Genomic DNA, 16,305 nt, shown 5'->3' with positions numbered 1-16,305 from the left:
GCCATCGGCCGCTGCCCGTAGGCTGTCGTAGCGCTCGTCTCGAAGTGATGCCAACACCACCAATCGAGCCCTAATCAATGACGAAAGCAGAGACGGTTCGAGGCCGCCTGGCCCCAAGTAGTGCTCCAGATCGTCGAGCCACAGGACATGCTGGTGGTACCCGGGCTCGCCGGGCACTCGGCGCAGCGGTCGCAGATCAGCACCCCGAGGCGGGTCCAGAAGCAGGTGTTTGGGGAGTACGGCCCGCAGCGCTTCGATGGCTGTGCGGCTCTTGCCGGCGGTCGAGTCTCCGGTGAGCAGCACGAACCCACCAGACACAGCCGCCGCCCGCAACTCGGCCCGCAGCTGACCATCCACGTCCCGGAGGACGTAGGGCGGCAGCGTCGAAGCATCACAGTCTCCGACGCGAGCACGGTGAACACCGAGACCGAGAAGGTCAACGTCGCTTACGGGCTGCCAGTTCCCGAGGACTGCCACCTCCGCCGAGCCAGCAGCGTAGTGATGCTGGTGAATTCCTCCGGCGACATTTTTCACCGCCACTCCACCCGTAGAGGCGAGGATATGGGTCGGCTCAGCAACGAATCGCAGCGCCGAGGCCGTGGCGTGTGTGTCTCCGGGCACGCTCAGCTCTGACCCGGGCCCGTCCGGGGAGGGTTTGGCCGCCACACTGTTCTGTTCGGCGCTGGCTGCAACGGTCTCCCGGGAATCGGTGTCGGCGGGAGGCGGTGGTGGGCTTGAGGTGGCCGGTCCGTTCAGCCCTGGGACGGATCCGGCGCCGGAGGGCGATTGATGTGTGCGCCTCCATGGATGACCCCGGCTGCGATCGAACCTTCCTCAGCACTGATATCCATATTGCCGCCAACGGCCAGGCCGCCTTGCCCAGCTGATACACCGCCCAGGCGGGTGTGCTGTGAAAGGAGGGCACGCAACTCCTCGGCAGCCTGGGTCTGCTGAGCATCGTCCAAGCTCTCCAGCATGGCCTCGATGCGAGCCTGCCAGGCCGCCTCCTGGCGGATGCGCATCCGCTCCGCCGCTCCCGCCTCCGCGGCTTCCAGCTCACCTGCGGTCTGGTCCAGACGCTCAAGTTCCGCCCGCTCGCGCTGCCCATCACCTCGCCCGAACCAACGAGCCACCGCTTGCCGCAGCCCGGTCCACACATCCGTTCCCGCAGCTTGCACTACCGCGCTTCCGCCTGCCGCGGCCAGCGCCGTCAACGCCTGCTCCAGCATCCCTATTCTTCCCCTCCCCAAGACCGCCGATCTCGCCAGCACGGTAATGCCGCCTCCGGTGCCTGCGCAGCGTTATGAGGGAACACGCTCTGCATCTGTGCTGGCTACCGCCCACGCACTCGCGACCTGATGATCAGTGTGTTAGCGAATTGAGGACCTCTCCGGCCAACATGCGCAATGAGGTTCCACGGGCCCCTGTTGTGACGCTGCGACAGGTGTGACGGCCGAGTCTGCCCGCGCCCCTCCCTGCGTGGTGCTCTTCGTGTGAGGGGCGTGTGGATCTCGGGTAGTGCGGCGAGGGCCAACAGACGCTCTGCCTCGCAGGGCGGTCCGCTCTACAGGGTGTGTCGCAGGTGTGTCGCGAACAGTGAGAGACAACGAGAGAGAGCGGGAGTCAGTGAGACTGACTCCCGCTCTCTCATGTCGGCATCCGCGCAGGTCAGAGCTTGATTTTTGCTGGCTGACTGGCGAGTGCCCCCGGCAGGATTCGAACCTGCGCACACGGCTCCGGAGGCCGTTGCTCTATCCCCTGAGCTACGGGGGCGTTCCGCCGCTCTTCGCGGCGACGGGTAGAACCCTACCAGCTCCCACGCGGTCCCCGTGAACAGGTATTTCGGGCCTCCGAGCCGCGCCCCCGGAGTCCGAAAGCTCGCCCGCACGGGGTGGAAGTGGGCAAAACCCGGACGCAGCCCTGCCCCCCGACCTACTCTCGAGTTGTGTCAGGCGCGTCCGGTCGGGTGCTCGTTGTCGACGACAACAGGGTCATCCGGCAGCTGATCAGGGTCAATCTCGAGCTGGAGGGCTTCGAGGTCGTGACCGCGGCTGATGGTGCCGAGTGTCTGGAAGTCGTCCATCAGGTCTGTCCCGATGTCGTCACTCTCGATGTCGTGATGCCCCGGCTCGACGGGCTGCGTACCGCCGCGCTGCTGCGGGATGATCCGCGGACCAGTCATCTGCCGATCGCGATCATCAGTGCCTGTACGCAGTACGAGGTGGAGAGCGGCCTCATCTCCGGTGTGGACGCGTTTCTCTCGAAGCCCTTCGAGCCTGCCGAGCTCGTCCGTCTCGTACGGCAGTTGATGCACCGGGAGGGTCCGCCGTCTGTTGACGGCAGGCATGGTGCCGGGCGGGCGGGGAGCGCGCGCGGCTGACCGCATGGCGAAACCGGTTCGCGAAGGGCCCCCCTCCCTCCCATACGCTTGTCCCGTGACCCCCGCTGAGCTCTCCCGTACCGTGCTGCACGCCGTGTGCCGTGCGGTGGAGGACGGTGTGCTGGATGCACCCGTGCCCGAGAGTGTCAGCGTCGAGCGGCCGCGGCCCGGGGGGAGCGGGGACTACGCCACCAATGTCGCGCTGCGGCTGGCCGGGCCGACCGGGCAGCAGCCCCGTGCCGTCGCCGAAGTGCTGCGGGACCGTATAGCCGAGGCCCCCGGGATCGCCTCGGTCGAGATCACCGGGCCCGGGTTTCTCAACATCACCCTGGGCGAGGGTGCGCAGCAGGCTCTCGTACGCCGCGTGCTGGAGCAGGGGAGCGACTACGGGTGGGTCGAGCTGACCGGCGAGATCGCCCAGCCCAGCTATCGCGCCGAGGTCCGGGCGGCCGTCGTGGCCGATGCTCTGCGGCGGATTCTGGGTTCGCAGGGTGTGCTCGTCCGTACCAGTTGTGAGGGGAAGGCCGATCCGGTCTGGGTCGAGCTGCGCGTACGCATCGAGGCTCAGGAAGGGCGCGGCCGGCTGCCCGCCGACGTGACGCCCGTGCCCGCCGATGACGACGCGGCCACCCTGGTGCGGCGGCTCGGGGTCGATGCCGCCCGGTGGGGGCTGCTGTCCGCCGCGTCGCACGACCGCCCGAGGACCGGCGACGAGCTCCTCGTGCAGCAGGAGAGCAATCCGCTGTTCAAGGTGCGCTACGCCTACTCCCGCACCCGCGCCCTCGCGCGCGGCGCCAAGGAGCTCGGGTTCGCACGCGCCACCGACCCCGCCGCCTACACACACGTCGACGCCCCCGCCCTCACCGCCGCCATCGGTGACTATCCCGCCGTCCTCGCCTCCGCCGCCCGCCTGCGCGCGCCCGACCGGCTCGTCCGGCATCTGGAAGCCACCGCCGACGCTCTGCTCGCCTTCCAGCACACCGTGCTGCCCTTGGGCGACGAGAACGACGGGAAAGGCTGGAAAGGCGAGAACGACGAGAAGGACGAGAAGGACGAGAAACCCATGGCCGCCCACCCATCCCGCCTCGCGCTCGCCGAAGCCGCCGGGACGGTGCTCGCCGGTGGCCTGTCACTGCTCGGCATCAGCGCACCCGAATATTTGTGAGACGTGAGAGAGACCGAGAAATGAGCCGTTCCGCACATCCCGCCGGGCCCCGTCACGCAGACGTCCTTCCCGAGGGGCACTACAGCGCCCCTCCCACCGACCTCAACGTCCTCGACGAGAAGGTCTGGGCGAAGACCGTCTCCCGCAACGACGACGGCGTCGCGACCGTCGGCGGGATCGAAGTGACCGGGCTGGCCGAGGAGTTCGGCACCCCCGCCTACTTCCTCGACGAGGCCGACTTCCGCGCCCGCTGCCGCGCCTGGGCCGACGCCTTCGGCAAGGACGCGGATGTCTTCTACGCCGGGAAGGCGTTCCTCTCCCGGGCAGTGGTGAAGTGGCTCCACGAAGAAGGGCTCAACCTCGACGTCTGCTCCGGCGGCGAGCTCACCACGGCCCTCGGCGCCGGTATGCCCGCCGAGCGCATCGCCTTCCACGGCAACAACAAGTCCGCGGACGAGATCGAACGAGCTGTGCGCGCCGGCGTCGGGCGCATCGTCCTCGACTCCTTCGAGGAGATCGTCCGCGTCGCCCACACCGCCCAGCGCCTCGGCAAGCGCCAGCGGGTCCAGATCCGCGTGACGGTGGGTGTGGAAGCCCACACCCATGAATTCATCGCGACCGCGCACGAGGACCAGAAGTTCGGCATCCCGCTCGCGGGCGGGCAGGCCGCCGAAGCCGTGCGGCGCGCTCTCAAGCTCGACGGCATCGAGCTCATCGGCATTCACTCCCACATCGGCTCGCAGATCTTCGACACCTCGGGCTTCGAGGTGGCCGCCCATCGCGTCGTCCGCCTCCTCGCCGACATCCGGGACGAGCACGGGATCGAGCTCCCTGAGATCGACCTCGGTGGCGGGCTCGGTATCGCGTACACCTCCGACGACGACCCGCGCGAGCCGCACGACATCGCCAAGGCACTCAACGAGATCGTCACCCGTGAGTGTGAGGCCGCCAAGCTGCGCACGCCCCGGATCTCCGTCGAGCCCGGCCGCGCGATCGTCGGCCCCACCGCCTTCACCCTGTACGAGGTCGGCACCATCAAGCCGCTCGAGGGCCTGCGTACCTACGTCAGTGTCGACGGCGGCATGTCCGACAACATCCGCACCGCTCTCTACGACGCCGAGTACAGCGTCGCGTTGGTGTCCAGGACGTCCACCGCCCCGCCGATGCTCGCCCGCGTCGTCGGCAAGCACTGCGAGAGCGGTGACATCGTGGTCAAGGACGCGTTCCTGCCCGCCGACCTGGCGCCCGGTGATCTGATCGCCGTGCCCGCCACCGGCGCGTACTGCCGCTCCATGGCCAGCAACTACAACCACGCACTGCGCCCGCCCGTCGTCGCGGTCAGGGACGGCGAGGCGCGCGTGATCGTCCGGCGCGAGACGGAGGAAGATCTCCTGCGTCTTGACGTCGGATAGTTGAGATAGATGTCTCGCATCCCGGACGGGGGATAGAAACTTCCGTCCGGTGAGTGAGACTGGTCCACACCGTAGAAGTATTGAGAAGCGAGGTCGGATGATGCGTACGCGTCCGCTGAAGGTGGCGCTGCTGGGCTGTGGAGTGGTCGGCTCAGAGGTGGCGCGCATCATGACGACGCACGCCGACGACCTCGCCGCGAGGATCGGCGCCCCGGTGGAGCTGGCCGGGGTCGCGGTCCGCCGGCCGTCCAAGGTGCGCGAGGGCATCGACCCCTCGCTGATCACCACCGACGCGACCGCCCTGGTCAAACGCGGCGACATCGACGTCGTCATCGAGGTCATCGGTGGCATCGAGCCCGCCCGCACTCTCATCACCACCGCCTTCGAACACGGCGCCTCCGTCGTCTCCGCCAACAAGGCGCTGCTCGCCGAGGACGGCGCGACGCTGTACGCCGCCGCCGAGGAGCACGGCAAGGACCTCTACTTCGAGGCCGCCGTCGCCGGTGCGATTCCGCTGATCAGGCCGCTGCGCGAGTCGCTCGCGGGCGACAAGGTCAACCGGGTGCTGGGAATCGTCAACGGCACGACGAACTTCATCCTGGACAAGATGGACTCCTCCGGGGCGGGCTATTCCGAAGCGCTCGACGAGGCCACTGCCCTCGGATACGCCGAGGCCGACCCGACTGCCGACGTCGAGGGCTTCGACGCCGCCGCCAAGGCCGCCATCCTCGCCGGGATCGCCTTCCACACCCGCGTACGACTCGACGACGTCTACCGCGAGGGCCTCACTGAGGTCACCGCCGCCGACATCGCCTCCGCCAAGCGCATGGGCTGTACCGTCAAGCTGCTCGCCATCTGTGAGCGCGCGGCCGACGGCCAGTCCGTCACCGCCCGGGTGCACCCCGCGATGATCCCGCTCAGCCACCCGCTCGCCTCCGTCCGCGAGGCGTACAACGCCGTCTTCGTCGAAGCGGATGCCGCCGGGCAGCTGATGTTCTACGGTCCTGGCGCGGGCGGTGCGCCCACCGCGTCAGCGGTCCTCGGTGACCTCGTCGCCGTCTGCCGCAACAAGCTTGCCGAGGCCACGGGCCCCGGCGAGTCCGCGTACACCCAGCTGCCCGTGAGCCCCATGGGCGACGTGGTGACGCGGTACCACATCAGCCTCGACGTGGCCGACAAGCCTGGCGTGCTCGCCCAGGTCGCGACGGTCTTCGCCGAGCACGGCGTATCGATCGACACGGTGCGCCAGCAGGGCAAGGACGGCGAGGCCTCTCTCGTCGTCGTCACCCACCGCGCGCCCGACGCCGCCCTCTCCGGGACCGTCGAGGCGCTGCGCAAGCTCGACACCGTGCGCGGTGTCGCCAGCATCATGCGGGTTGAAGGAGAGTAACCAGCAATGACTCACCAGTGGCGTGGAATCATCGAGGAGTACCGGGACCGGCTGCCGGTCACGGACACGACCCCGGTCGTCACACTCCGTGAGGGGGGCACGCCGCTCGTGCCCGCGCAGGTTCTCTCCGAGCGCACGGGCTGTGAGGTGCACCTCAAGGTCGAGGGCGCCAACCCCACCGGGTCCTTCAAGGACCGGGGCATGACCATGGCCATCACCCGGGCCAAGGAGGAGGGCGCGCAGGCGGTCATCTGCGCCTCCACCGGCAATACGTCCGCCTCCGCCGCCGCCTATGCCGTACGGGCCGGAATGGTCTGTGCGGTACTGGTGCCGCAGGGCAAGATCGCGCTGGGCAAGATGGGACAGGCCCTCGTGTACGGCTCGCGCATCCTGCAGGTCGACGGAAACTTCGACGACTGCCTGAACCTGGCCCGCAGCCTGTCGGAGAACTACCCGGTGGCGCTGGTGAATTCGGTCAATCCGTACCGCATCGAGGGTCAGAAGACCGCCTCGTTCGAAATCGTCGACGCGCTCGGCGACGCCCCCGACATCCATGTGCTGCCCGTCGGCAACGCCGGCAACATCACGGCGTACTGGAAGGGGTACAAGGAGTACGCCGCGGACAAGGTGTCCACGCACACTCCGCGAATGTGGGGCTTCCAGGCCTCGGGATCGGCTCCGATCGTCCGCGGCGAAGTGGTCAAGGACCCCTCCACCATCGCCACCGCGATCCGCATCGGCAACCCGGCCTCCTGGAAGCAGGCGCTCGCCGCGCGCGAGGAGTCGGGCGGCTTCATCGACGAGGTGACGGACCGTGAGATCCTGCGCGCCTACCGGCTGTTGGCCTCGCAGGAGGGCGTCTTTGTGGAGCCCGCCTCGGCGGCGTCCGTCGCGGGCCTGCTGAAGGCCGCCGAGCAGGGCAAGGTCGACCCGGGCCAGCGGATCGTCTGCACGGTCACCGGCAACGGTCTGAAGGACCCGGACTGGGCGGTCGCCGGAGCGCCCCAGCCGGTCACCGTGCCGGTGGACGCGGCGGCGGCGGCGGAGCGCCTCGGCCTCGCCTGAGCCGTCCCCGCCGCTCGTGGCGACTTCTCGTACGAACTTCTCGTACGGGCGCCTCGTCCGAACGCTGTCCGCGGTGCGGCCGTACCCCTCGGGGAAGGCGCCGTACCCCTTGTAAAAGCAAGGCAAGCAGGACATCGGCGTACGTAGGGGCACAGGAGGCTTGCGACACGCATCGTGCGCCTCCTGTGCGCCCTATGTCGCCACTGAACCTTCCTTCGATAAGCTGTACCGGACCCGCCCCGCCGCATATGCCGCGGTGTTGTTGCCGTAACGGCCCACGGGTGTTGGTACCTCTCGAAAAAACCTTCGCAGTCAGATCCAAGGAGAGTCATCGAGCGATGGCCGGTCCAGCGTTCCGCGCCGCCGCCGTCCGAGTGCGCGTCCCTGCCACCAGCGCCAATCTCGGCCCGGGCTTCGACGCCCTGGGGCTGTCCCTGGGGCTGTACGACGACGTCGTCGTACGGGTCGCGGACTCCGGTCTGCACATTGACATCGCAGGTGAGGGCGCCACGACGCTGCCCCGCGATGAGAGCCATCTGCTCGTACGTTCCCTGCGTACGGCCTTCGACCTGCTCGGCGGGCAGCCGCGCGGCCTCGAAGTCGTCTGCGCCAACCGCATCCCGCACGGGCGCGGCCTCGGGTCGTCCTCGGCAGCCATCTGCGCCGGCATCGTCGCCGCCCGCGCGGTGACCATAGGCGGCGACGCCAAACTCGACGACGCGGCCCTCCTGGAGCTCGCCACCGAGATCGAGGGGCACCCCGACAATGTCGCCGCCTGTCTGCTCGGCGGCTTCACGCTCGCCTGGATGGACGGGGGAGCGGCGCGCGCCATCAGGATGGAGCCGGCCGATTCCGTCGTTCCGGTGGTTTTCGTGCCGGCCAAGCCGGTGCTCACGGAGATGGCGCGCGGGCTCCTGCCGCGCTCTGTCCCCCATGTGGACGCAGCCGCCAACGCCGGTCGCGCCGCCCTGCTCGTCGAGGCGCTGACCAGGCGTCCCGAGCTGCTGCTGCCCGCCACGGAGGACCGGCTCCACCAGGAGTACCGGGCCCCGGCGATGCCGCAGAGCGTCGACCTTGTCAACCGACTGCGTGCCGACGGCGTCCCAGCAGTCATCTCCGGCGCGGGCCCCACGGTCCTTGCGCTGGCCGAGGACAGTGCGGCCGACAAGGTCGCACGGCTGGCGGGTGAGGGCTGGGCGGCCAACCGGCTCACCTTCGACGCCGCGGGCGCGAGTGTTCTGCCGCTCGCCCCGTAGTGACACGAGATTGCCGGTGATGGAGAGGGGGAATGTTTGTTGGAGCCGGTAGTGTTAACCTCAAGTCTGCAACCGACGTCTTTGTGGCGCGGTGCTTCGTGTCCCCATTAGGGACCAACATTCTTCCGGGAGCCTCCCCGACTGCCTGAGCAGCCTGCCTGAGCAGTTTCGAGCACGCTCCGGAACCGGCACGACACCCCTCGCTTTGCCAGGAGTGGGCCGAGCAGGGGGACCTCGGGCCGGGCCTTGCACGTTTATTTCTCCGCCGTTTACTCCCGGCGGGACCACCGCCCCGGCTTCGGTCCGTGATACGCAACATCACAGGCCGATGTCGGACAGCACAACCGGTCGCCGAGCCAGAAGGCCGACGTCCGCTCCAGGGAAGGACCCTTCGTGAGCGACACCACCGATCTGATGGGCGTGACTGCCGACAACAGTGTCGACACCTCCGCGCCCGCCGCAGGTGCTGCCTCCGGCACCACCTCACGGCGCCGCCGCTCCGGCACCGGCCTCGAGGGCATGGTCCTGGCCGAGCTGCAGCAGGTCGCGTCCGGCCTCGGCATCAGGGGCACCGCGCGGATGCGCAAGAGCCAGCTGATCGAGGTCATCAAGGAGGCGCAGGCCGGAGGCTCAGCTCCGGCGAAGAGCGCCGACGCTGCCGAGGCCAAGCCGAAGCGCCGCGCCACCTCCAAGGCCCGTACGGGCGACGCGCCTGCCGCTGCCGAGGAGAAGGCCGAGAAGGCCGTGGCCCAGCAGCAGATCGACATTCCGGGTCAGCCGGCCAGCGACGACCAGCCGGCCGCGGAGCGCCGCCGCCGGCGGGCCACCGCACAGGCGGGCAGCCCGGAGACCAAGGCAGAGGCCAAGGTCGAGGGCTCCGTCGACGTCAAGACCGACGTCAAGACGGAAGCCCAGCCGGACACCAAGGCCGAGGCCGCCGTCGCCGTCTCCGCACAGGACGGCGAGGGCCGGCGCGACCGCCAGGAGCGGGGCCAGCGCGGGGAGCGCGGCGGCGAGCGCCGTGACCGCCAGCGCGACCGTGGCCGCGGCAAGGGCGACGAGCAGCAGGGCGGCCAGCGCCAGCAGCGCCAGGGCGGCCAGCAGGGCGGCCAGCAGGGTGGTCCGCGCGCCGACGAGAGCGAAGACGACTTCGAGGGCGGCCGGCGCGGCCGCCGGGGCCGTTACCGCGACCGCCGTGGCCGCCGTGGCCGCGACGACTTCGCGACCGGCGAGCCGCAGGTCTCCGAGGACGACGTCCTGATTCCCGTCGCGGGCATCCTGGACATCCTCGACAACTACGCCTTCATTCGTACGTCGGGTTACCTCCCCGGTCCGAACGACGTGTACGTGTCGCTGGCCCAGGTCCGCAAGAACGGTCTGCGCAAGGGTGACCATGTCACCGGTGCCGTCCGTCAGCCCAAGGAGGGCGAGCGCCGCGAGAAGTTCAACGCGCTGGTCCGCCTGGACTCCGTCAACGGCATGGCGCCCGAATCCGGCCGCGGCCGCCCGGAGTTCCAGAAGCTGACCCCGCTCTACCCGCAGGACCGGCTCCGTCTGGAGAGCGACCCGGGTGTGCTGACGACCCGGATCATCGACCTCGTCGCGCCCATCGGAAAGGGCCAGCGAGGCCTGATCGTGGCCCCGCCGAAGACCGGCAAGACCATGATCCTGCAGGCGATCGCCAACGCGATCACGGTCAACAGCCCCGAGTGCCACCTGATGGTCGTCCTCGTCGACGAGCGTCCGGAAGAGGTCACCGACATGCAGCGGTCGGTGAAGGGCGAGGTCATCTCCTCGACCTTCGACCGCCCGGCCGAGGACCACACCACGGTCGCCGAGCTGGCCATCGAGCGCGCCAAGCGCCTCGTCGAGCTGGGTCATGACGTGGTCGTCCTGCTGGACTCGATCACCCGCCTGGGCCGTGCGTACAACCTCGCGGCCCCCGCCTCCGGACGCATCCTGTCCGGTGGTGTCGACTCGACCGCGCTCTACCCGCCGAAGCGCTTCTTCGGTGCCGCGCGCAACATCGAGGACGGCGGCTCGCTGACCATCCTGGCCACCGCGCTGGTCGACACCGGCTCGCGCATGGACGAGGTGATCTTCGAGGAGTTCAAGGGCACCGGCAACATGGAGCTCAAGCTCGACCGGAAGCTCTCGGACAAGCGGATCTTCCCGGCGGTGGACGTGGACGCGTCCAGCACCCGTAAGGAAGAGATCCTGCTCGGCAGCGACGAGCTCGCCATCACCTGGAAGCTGCGCCGGGTGCTGCACGCCCTCGACCAGCAGCAGGCGATCGAGCTGCTGCTGGACAAGATGAAGCAGACGAAGTCGAACGCCGAGTTCCTGCTGCAGATCCAGAAGACGACTCCGTCCGCCGGCAACGGTGGCGACTGACGGTCTTCACGGCGGCCCCTGAAGAGGCCCTTCCAGAGCCTCTTCAAGGCCGTGGGCGGGAGATCTTCGCCACAGTCGTACGACGTGACGTGACTCTCGCGCCCGGCTTCCCGCTCCCCGAACTCGCAGGTGAGGACGGAGAGTCGGGTCGGCAGGCAAGCTGATGTGCCCACCGTGCGATGCACGGTGGGCACATTGCGTTCTTAAGGAGTCTCAAGACCCCTGTGCAACCCTTCTTCCTGCTTCACCGTCTGAACAAGTAACAACAAACCGCGCCTGAACAGCACGGCAGGGGGTAGCGGGAAAAGCGGAAGCAAGGGAGACCATGACCGAGCAGAACAGCGGCGGCCGAATACGCAGCCGCGGCAAGCGCCGTAAACAGCCCAGCAGGCGCCGCAGGGCACTGACCGTCGCCGCATGGTCGGCCGCGGGTCTGGTGCTGATCGGCGGATCCGGACTCGGTTACGTCTACTTCAAGCTCAACGGCAACATCCAGGGCGTCGACATCAACGCCGCACTCGGCACCGACCGCCCCGAGAACGTCGACAACGGTTCCATGGACATTTTGGTCCTGGGCTCCGACTCTCGCGCCGGCGCCAACGCCAAGTACGGCCTCGACGAAGGCGTCGCCCGCTCCGACACCGCGATGATGGTGCACGTCTACGAGGGCCACAAGAAGGCCAGCGTCGTCTCCATCCCGCGTGACACCCTCGTGAACCGCCCGCAGTGCACGGACGGCAAGGGCAAGTCCGTCTCCGGCGAGAAGCGCGCCATGTTCAACACGGCGTACGAGGTCGGCGGCCCGGCCTGTGCGGTGAAGACCGTCGAGAAGATGTCCGGGATCCGCATGGATCACTACATCGAGGTCGACTTCACCGGCTTCAAGAAGCTCATCGACGAGCTGGGCGGCGTGGAGATCACCACCACCAAGCCGATCCACGACTCCAAGAGCCATCTGAACCTGCCGCCGGGCAAGCACACCCTGAACGGGGAGCAGTCGCTCGGTCTCGTACGCACCCGCAAGAGCGTCGGCGACGGCAGCGACCTCGGCCGCATACAGCTCCAGCAGGCCTTCATGAAGGCCTTCATCAACCAGGTCAAGGGCATCGGCCTGTTCAGCAACCCGAAGAAGCTCCTCGACGTCGCGGACACCGCCACCAAGGCGATCACGCCCGACTCCGAGATCGACTCGGCGAAGGAGCTGATGGGCTTTGCCCAGGGTCTGAGCGGGCTCGGTGCACAGGACGTGCAGATGATCACGATGCCCGTGGAGTACGACCCGGTCGATCCCAACCGCGTGATCCCGCTCAAGGCCGCATCCCAGCAGGTGTGGACCGCCCTCAAGCAGGACAAGCCGATCCCTCCGTCCGCGATCAAGAAATCGGCGGGCGACAAGGGCGCGGCCGGCTCGCTCGTCCAGAGCCACTAGGTACGGCTCGACAGCCACTGGGCACGGCTCAGTAGCCATCGGGCACGGCTCGGCGCACCCGCTGCGCGCCGGGGAATAGTTCTGCCCGCCCCCCGGTTTTGGGAGATACGGCCGGTCCTGGCAGACTGGTACGTCGGCCCCGGTTCACGTACGAGCAATCCGCCCGTGCGACCCGGTGCCCTCCCGAAACTAGGAGACACCTTGAAGCGCGACATCCACCCCGAGTACGTCGAGACGCAGGTCAGCTGCACCTGTGGCGCGTCGTTCACCACCCGTAGCACGATCGAGGCCGGCACCATCCGTGCCGAGGTCTGCTCCGAGTGCCACCCGTTCTACACGGGCAAGCAGAAGATCCTCGACACCGGTGGCCGTGTGGCCCGCTTCGAGGCCCGCTTCGGCAAGGCTGCCGGCTCCGCCAAGAAGTAGCGAGCCACTGCGCCGGTCTTCGGCTGCCCCCGCGCGGGGTGGCTGGGACCGGCGCTTTGCCGTCCCCGCAGCCCTTCCGTACGCAAACCCAGGAGCCCCCGATGTTCGAGGCGGTCGAGGAACTGATCGGCGAACACGCCGATCTCGAGAAGAAGCTCGCCGACCCGTCGGTCCACGCCGACCAGGCCAACGCGCGCAAGCTCAACAAGCGCTACGCCGAACTGACCCCGATCGTCGGCACGTACCGCTCCTGGAAGCAGACCGGGGACGACATCCAGACCGCGCGCGAACTCGGCGCCGACGACCCGGAGTTCGCGGCCGAGGTCAAGGATCTCGAGAAGCAGCGCGAGGAGCTCACCGAGAAGCTGCGGCTGCTGCTCGTGCCGCGCGACCCCAGCGACGACAAGGACGTCATCCTCGAGGTCAAGGCGGGCGCGGGCGGCGACGAGTCCGCCCTGTTCGCCGGCGACCTGCTGCGGATGTATCTGCGCTATGCCGAGCGCGTCGGCTGGAAGACCGAGATCATCGACGCCACCGAGTCCGAGCTGGGCGGCTACAAGGACGTCCAGGTCGCGGTGAAGACCAAGGGCGGCCAGGGCGCGACCGAGCCCGGCCAGGGCGTCTGGGCGCGGCTGAAGTACGAGGGCGGGGTGCACCGTGTGCAGCGGGTGCCCGCCACCGAGTCGCAGGGCCGTATCCACACCTCCGCGGCCGGTGTGCTGGTGACGCCCGAGGCGGAGGAGATCGACGTGGAGATCCACGCCAACGATCTCCGTATCGACGTCTACCGGTCCTCCGGGCCCGGCGGCCAGTCCGTCAACACCACGGACTCCGCAGTGCGCATCACGCACCTGCCGACCGGCATCGTCGCCTCCTGCCAGAACGAGAAGAGCCAGCTCCAGAACAAGGAGCAGGCGATGCGTATCCTGCGCTCCAGGCTGCTGGCCGCGGCCCAGGAGGAGGCCGAGAAGGAAGCGGCGGACGCCCGCCGCAGCCAGGTTCGAACGGTCGACCGCTCCGAAAAGATCCGTACGTACAACTTCCCGGAAAACCGCATCTCGGACCACCGTGTCGGGTTCAAGGCGTACAACTTGGACCAGGTGCTCGACGGGGATCTCGACGCGATGATCCAGGCCTGTGTCGACGCCGACTCCGCCGCAAAGCTCGCCGCCGCCCAGTAACAACAACATCCCGCAGCCCCGGAGGACCAGCGTGAACCTGCTGCTTGCCGAGGTGGCCCAGGCCACCCAGCGGCTGGCCGACGCCGGCGTGCCCTCACCGCGCTTCGACGCGGAGGAGCTTGCCGCGTTCGTACACGGCGTGAAGCGGGGAGAGCTGCACAACGTCCCGGACGGTGACTTCGACGCCCGCTACTGGGAGGCGGTGGCCCGCCGCGAGGCCCGCGAACCGCTCCAGCACATCACCGGACGCGCCTTCTTCCGCTATCTGGAGCTGCAGGTCGGACCAGGGGTCTTTGTGCCGCGCCCGGAGACCGAGTCGGTCGTCGGCTGGGCCATAGACGCCGTACGGGCCATGGATGTCGTCGAGCCGCTGATCGTCGACCTGTGTACGGGCTCCGGGGCCATCGCGCTGGCCATGGCGCAGGAGGTGCCGCGCTCGCGGGTGCACGGCGTGGAGCTCTCCGAGGACGCGCTGCGCTGGACCCGCAAGAACGCCGAGGGCAGCCGGGTCACCATCCACCAGGGCGACGCGCTGCGCGCCCTGCCGGAGCTGGACGGCCAGGTGGACCTGGTCATTTCGAATCCGCCGTACATTCCGCTCACGGAGTGGGAGTATGTCGCCCCCGAGGCACGCGACCACGACCCGGACATGGCGCTGTTCTCCGGCGAGGACGGTCTGGACACCATCCGCGGCATCGAGCGCACCGCCCACCGGCTGCTGCGGCCCGGCGGCCTCGTCGTCGTCGAGCACGCGGACACGCAGGGCGGCCAGGTGCCGTGGATCTTCAGCGAAGAGGCCGGCTGGGCGGACGCCGCCGACCACCCCGACCTGAACAAGCGGCCGCGCTTCGCGACCGCGCGCAAGGCAACGCCATGACCAAGCTTGTGTACGTGTCCATGTACGAGGAGGCCCGCTGATGGCTCGGCGATACGACTGCAACGACGCGACGGATCGCACCACCGGTCTGCGTGAAGCCGCATCGGCCGTACGCCGCGGCGAGCTGGTCGTGCTGCCCACCGACACCGTGTACGGGATCGGTGCGGACGCCTTCAGCTCGGAGGCAGTTGCGGACCTGCTGGAGGCGAAGGGGCGCGGCCGCAATATGCCCACCCCTGTCCTCATCGGGTCGCCTAACACTCTGCATGGCCTCGTCACCGACTTCTCCGAGCAGGCCTGGGAACTTGTCGACGCGTTCTGGCCGGGCGCGCTGACGCTGGTCGCCAAGCACCAGCCCTCCCTCCAGTGGGACCTGGGTGACACCCGGGGCACCGTCGCGATCCGGATGCCGCTGCACCCGGTCGCGATCGAACTGCTCACCGAGGTGGGCCCGATGGCCGTCTCCAGCGCCAACCTGACCGGGCACCCGGCACCGGAGGACTGTGACGCGGCGCAGGAGATGCTCGGCGACTCGGTCTCGGTCTATCTGGACGGCGGCCCGACGCCGGGCATCGTGCCGTCCTCGATCGTCGATGTCACGGGCAAGGTGCCGGTGATGCTGCGCGCGGGAGCACTCTCGGCGGACGAGCTGCGCAAGGTCGTACCCGACCTCGAGGTGGCCAGTTGACCGCCCCTGAGGGGCGTGGCATAGCGGGACCTACGGACACTTTCCGCATCCTCCACGTCAGCACCGGCAACGTCTGCCGCTCGCCGATCACCGAGCGGCTGACCCGCCATGCCCTGAGCGACCGCCTCGGCGATCCGCTCACGGGCGGTCTGATCGTGGAGAGCGCGGGCACGTGGGGGCACGAGGGCGCTCCGATGGAGGCCAACGCCGAGATCGTGCTTGCCGACTTCGGCGCGGATGCGACCGGTTTTGTGGGGCGCGAACTGCTCGACGAGCATGTGATCCGAGCGGATCTGGTGCTGACGGCGACCCGGGACCACCGGGCGCAGGTGATCTCGATGGGTCACTCGGCGGGCCTGCGCACGTTCACGCTCAAGGAGTTCACCCGGCTTGTACGGGCGATAGACCCGGCAACGTTGCCGGACCCGCGCGAAGGCGTCGTGGCCCGGGCTCGCGCACTGGTCCGCGCGGCGGCGGCGCTGCGGGGCTGGCTGCTTGCGCCGAGCCCGGACGCGGATGAGGTGTACGACCCGTACGGGGCGCCGATCACCTTCTTTCGCTCGATCGGCGATGAGATCAATCAGGCGCTGGATCCGGTGGTGACGGCGCTGACGGGGGTGCGGGCGCGGCGCTGACGGGCGG

The 16,305-nt window shown here is 68.9% G+C and carries 15 protein-coding genes and 1 tRNA gene; 14 read left to right on the top strand and 2 right to left on the bottom strand.

Annotated features, from left to right (window positions below; genetic code table 11):
- Window positions 1–120 precede the first annotated feature (120 nt).
- Entirely contained in the window at window positions 121–633 is a 513-nt protein-coding gene (locus tag ACI2LP_RS10080; RefSeq protein ID WP_404724037.1) for a hypothetical protein, read from the top strand.
- Between the two features lie 119 nt (window positions 634–752).
- Here ACI2LP_RS10080 and ACI2LP_RS10075 read toward each other — a convergent pair whose 3' ends face one another.
- Entirely contained in the window at window positions 753–1,229 is a 477-nt protein-coding gene (locus tag ACI2LP_RS10075; protein WP_404724036.1) for a hypothetical protein, read from the bottom strand.
- Between the two features lie 472 nt (window positions 1,230–1,701).
- Window positions 1,702–1,773 (bottom strand) — tRNA-Arg (locus ACI2LP_RS10070).
- Between the two features lie 124 nt (window positions 1,774–1,897).
- Here ACI2LP_RS10070 and ACI2LP_RS10065 point away from each other — a divergent pair.
- The 13 genes from ACI2LP_RS10065 (at window position 1,898) to ACI2LP_RS10005 (ending at window position 16,298) form a co-directional block, all read left to right on the top strand.
- Complete coding sequence (locus ACI2LP_RS10065; protein WP_404724035.1) at window positions 1,898–2,380, top strand: response regulator; 483 nt, start codon at window positions 1,898–1,900, stop codon at window positions 2,378–2,380.
- Between the two features lie 55 nt (window positions 2,381–2,435).
- Window positions 2,436–3,545 (top strand): ArgS-related anticodon-binding protein NrtL, encoded by a 1,110-nt coding sequence (gene nrtL, locus ACI2LP_RS10060; protein WP_404724034.1) that lies wholly within the window; start codon window positions 2,436–2,438, stop codon window positions 3,543–3,545.
- 20 nt (window positions 3,546–3,565) lie between these two features.
- A complete protein-coding gene (gene lysA / locus ACI2LP_RS10055; protein ID WP_404724033.1) occupies window positions 3,566–4,957 on the top strand; it encodes a diaminopimelate decarboxylase in 1,392 nt (463 codons plus the stop codon).
- 100 nt (window positions 4,958–5,057) lie between these two features.
- Window positions 5,058–6,347, top strand: a complete 1,290-nt coding sequence (locus ACI2LP_RS10050; RefSeq protein ID WP_404724437.1) for a homoserine dehydrogenase — start codon at window positions 5,058–5,060, stop codon at window positions 6,345–6,347.
- A 6-nt stretch (window positions 6,348–6,353) separates the two neighbouring features.
- On the top strand, window positions 6,354–7,412 hold the full coding sequence (gene thrC / locus ACI2LP_RS10045; protein ID WP_404724032.1) for a threonine synthase: 1,059 nt from the start codon (window positions 6,354–6,356) through the stop codon (window positions 7,410–7,412).
- A gap of 338 nt (window positions 7,413–7,750) precedes the next feature.
- The gene (thrB, locus tag ACI2LP_RS10040; protein ID WP_404724031.1) at window positions 7,751–8,668 is read left to right on the top strand and encodes a homoserine kinase; all 918 of its coding nucleotides are present in this window, start codon (window positions 7,751–7,753) and stop codon (window positions 8,666–8,668) included.
- Window positions 8,669–9,061: 393 nt separating this feature from the next.
- On the top strand, window positions 9,062–11,062 hold the full coding sequence (rho, locus tag ACI2LP_RS10035) for a transcription termination factor Rho (RefSeq protein WP_404724030.1): 2,001 nt from the start codon (window positions 9,062–9,064) through the stop codon (window positions 11,060–11,062).
- A gap of 325 nt (window positions 11,063–11,387) precedes the next feature.
- Window positions 11,388–12,491, top strand: coding sequence for an LCP family protein (locus ACI2LP_RS10030; protein WP_404724029.1), 1,104 nt, complete (start codon window positions 11,388–11,390; stop codon window positions 12,489–12,491).
- A gap of 201 nt (window positions 12,492–12,692) precedes the next feature.
- The gene (rpmE, locus tag ACI2LP_RS10025) at window positions 12,693–12,917 is read left to right on the top strand and encodes a 50S ribosomal protein L31 (protein ID WP_149181220.1); all 225 of its coding nucleotides are present in this window, start codon (window positions 12,693–12,695) and stop codon (window positions 12,915–12,917) included.
- Window positions 12,918–13,018: 101 nt separating this feature from the next.
- Window positions 13,019–14,098, top strand: a complete 1,080-nt coding sequence (gene prfA / locus ACI2LP_RS10020) for a peptide chain release factor 1 (RefSeq protein ID WP_404724028.1) — start codon at window positions 13,019–13,021, stop codon at window positions 14,096–14,098.
- A gap of 31 nt (window positions 14,099–14,129) precedes the next feature.
- Complete coding sequence (gene prmC / locus ACI2LP_RS10015) at window positions 14,130–14,975, top strand: peptide chain release factor N(5)-glutamine methyltransferase (protein WP_404724027.1); 846 nt, start codon at window positions 14,130–14,132, stop codon at window positions 14,973–14,975.
- 40 nt (window positions 14,976–15,015) lie between these two features.
- Entirely contained in the window at window positions 15,016–15,663 is a 648-nt protein-coding gene (locus tag ACI2LP_RS10010; protein ID WP_360872231.1) for an L-threonylcarbamoyladenylate synthase, read from the top strand.
- Window positions 15,660–16,298: a protein-tyrosine-phosphatase gene (locus tag ACI2LP_RS10005; RefSeq protein ID WP_360872228.1), complete on the top strand. Its 639-nt coding sequence runs from the start codon at window positions 15,660–15,662 to the stop codon at window positions 16,296–16,298. The genes ACI2LP_RS10010 and ACI2LP_RS10005 overlap by 4 nt, the downstream gene beginning before the upstream one ends.
- Window positions 16,299–16,305 lie beyond the last annotated feature (7 nt).

It is taken from the genome of Streptomyces sp. NPDC019890 (assembly GCF_044903445.1).
Classification (GTDB): Bacteria; Actinomycetota; Actinomycetes; order Streptomycetales; family Streptomycetaceae; genus Streptomyces.
Note: the sequence above shows the minus strand (reverse complement) of the source record. Positions and strands in the feature narration are given on the sequence as shown.

Excerpts from the sequence above, each read along its gene's own strand:
- thrC (WP_404724032.1), top strand. The coding sequence starts at position 6,354 with ATGACTCACCAGTGGCGTGGAATCATCGAGGAGTACCGGGACCGGCTG.
- ACI2LP_RS10010 (WP_360872231.1), top strand. The coding sequence starts at position 15,016 with ATGGCTCGGCGATACGACTGCAACGACGCGACGGATCGCACCACCGGT.
- prfA (WP_404724028.1), top strand. The coding sequence starts at position 13,019 with ATGTTCGAGGCGGTCGAGGAACTGATCGGCGAACACGCCGATCTCGAG.
- ACI2LP_RS10030 (WP_404724029.1), top strand. The coding sequence starts at position 11,388 with ATGACCGAGCAGAACAGCGGCGGCCGAATACGCAGCCGCGGCAAGCGC.
- lysA (WP_404724033.1), top strand. The coding sequence starts at position 3,566 with ATGAGCCGTTCCGCACATCCCGCCGGGCCCCGTCACGCAGACGTCCTT.
- thrB (WP_404724031.1), top strand. The coding sequence starts at position 7,751 with ATGGCCGGTCCAGCGTTCCGCGCCGCCGCCGTCCGAGTGCGCGTCCCT.
- ACI2LP_RS10050 (WP_404724437.1), top strand. The coding sequence starts at position 5,058 with ATGCGTACGCGTCCGCTGAAGGTGGCGCTGCTGGGCTGTGGAGTGGTC.
- ACI2LP_RS10075 (WP_404724036.1), bottom strand. The coding sequence starts at position 1,229 with ATGCTGGAGCAGGCGTTGACGGCGCTGGCCGCGGCAGGCGGAAGCGCG.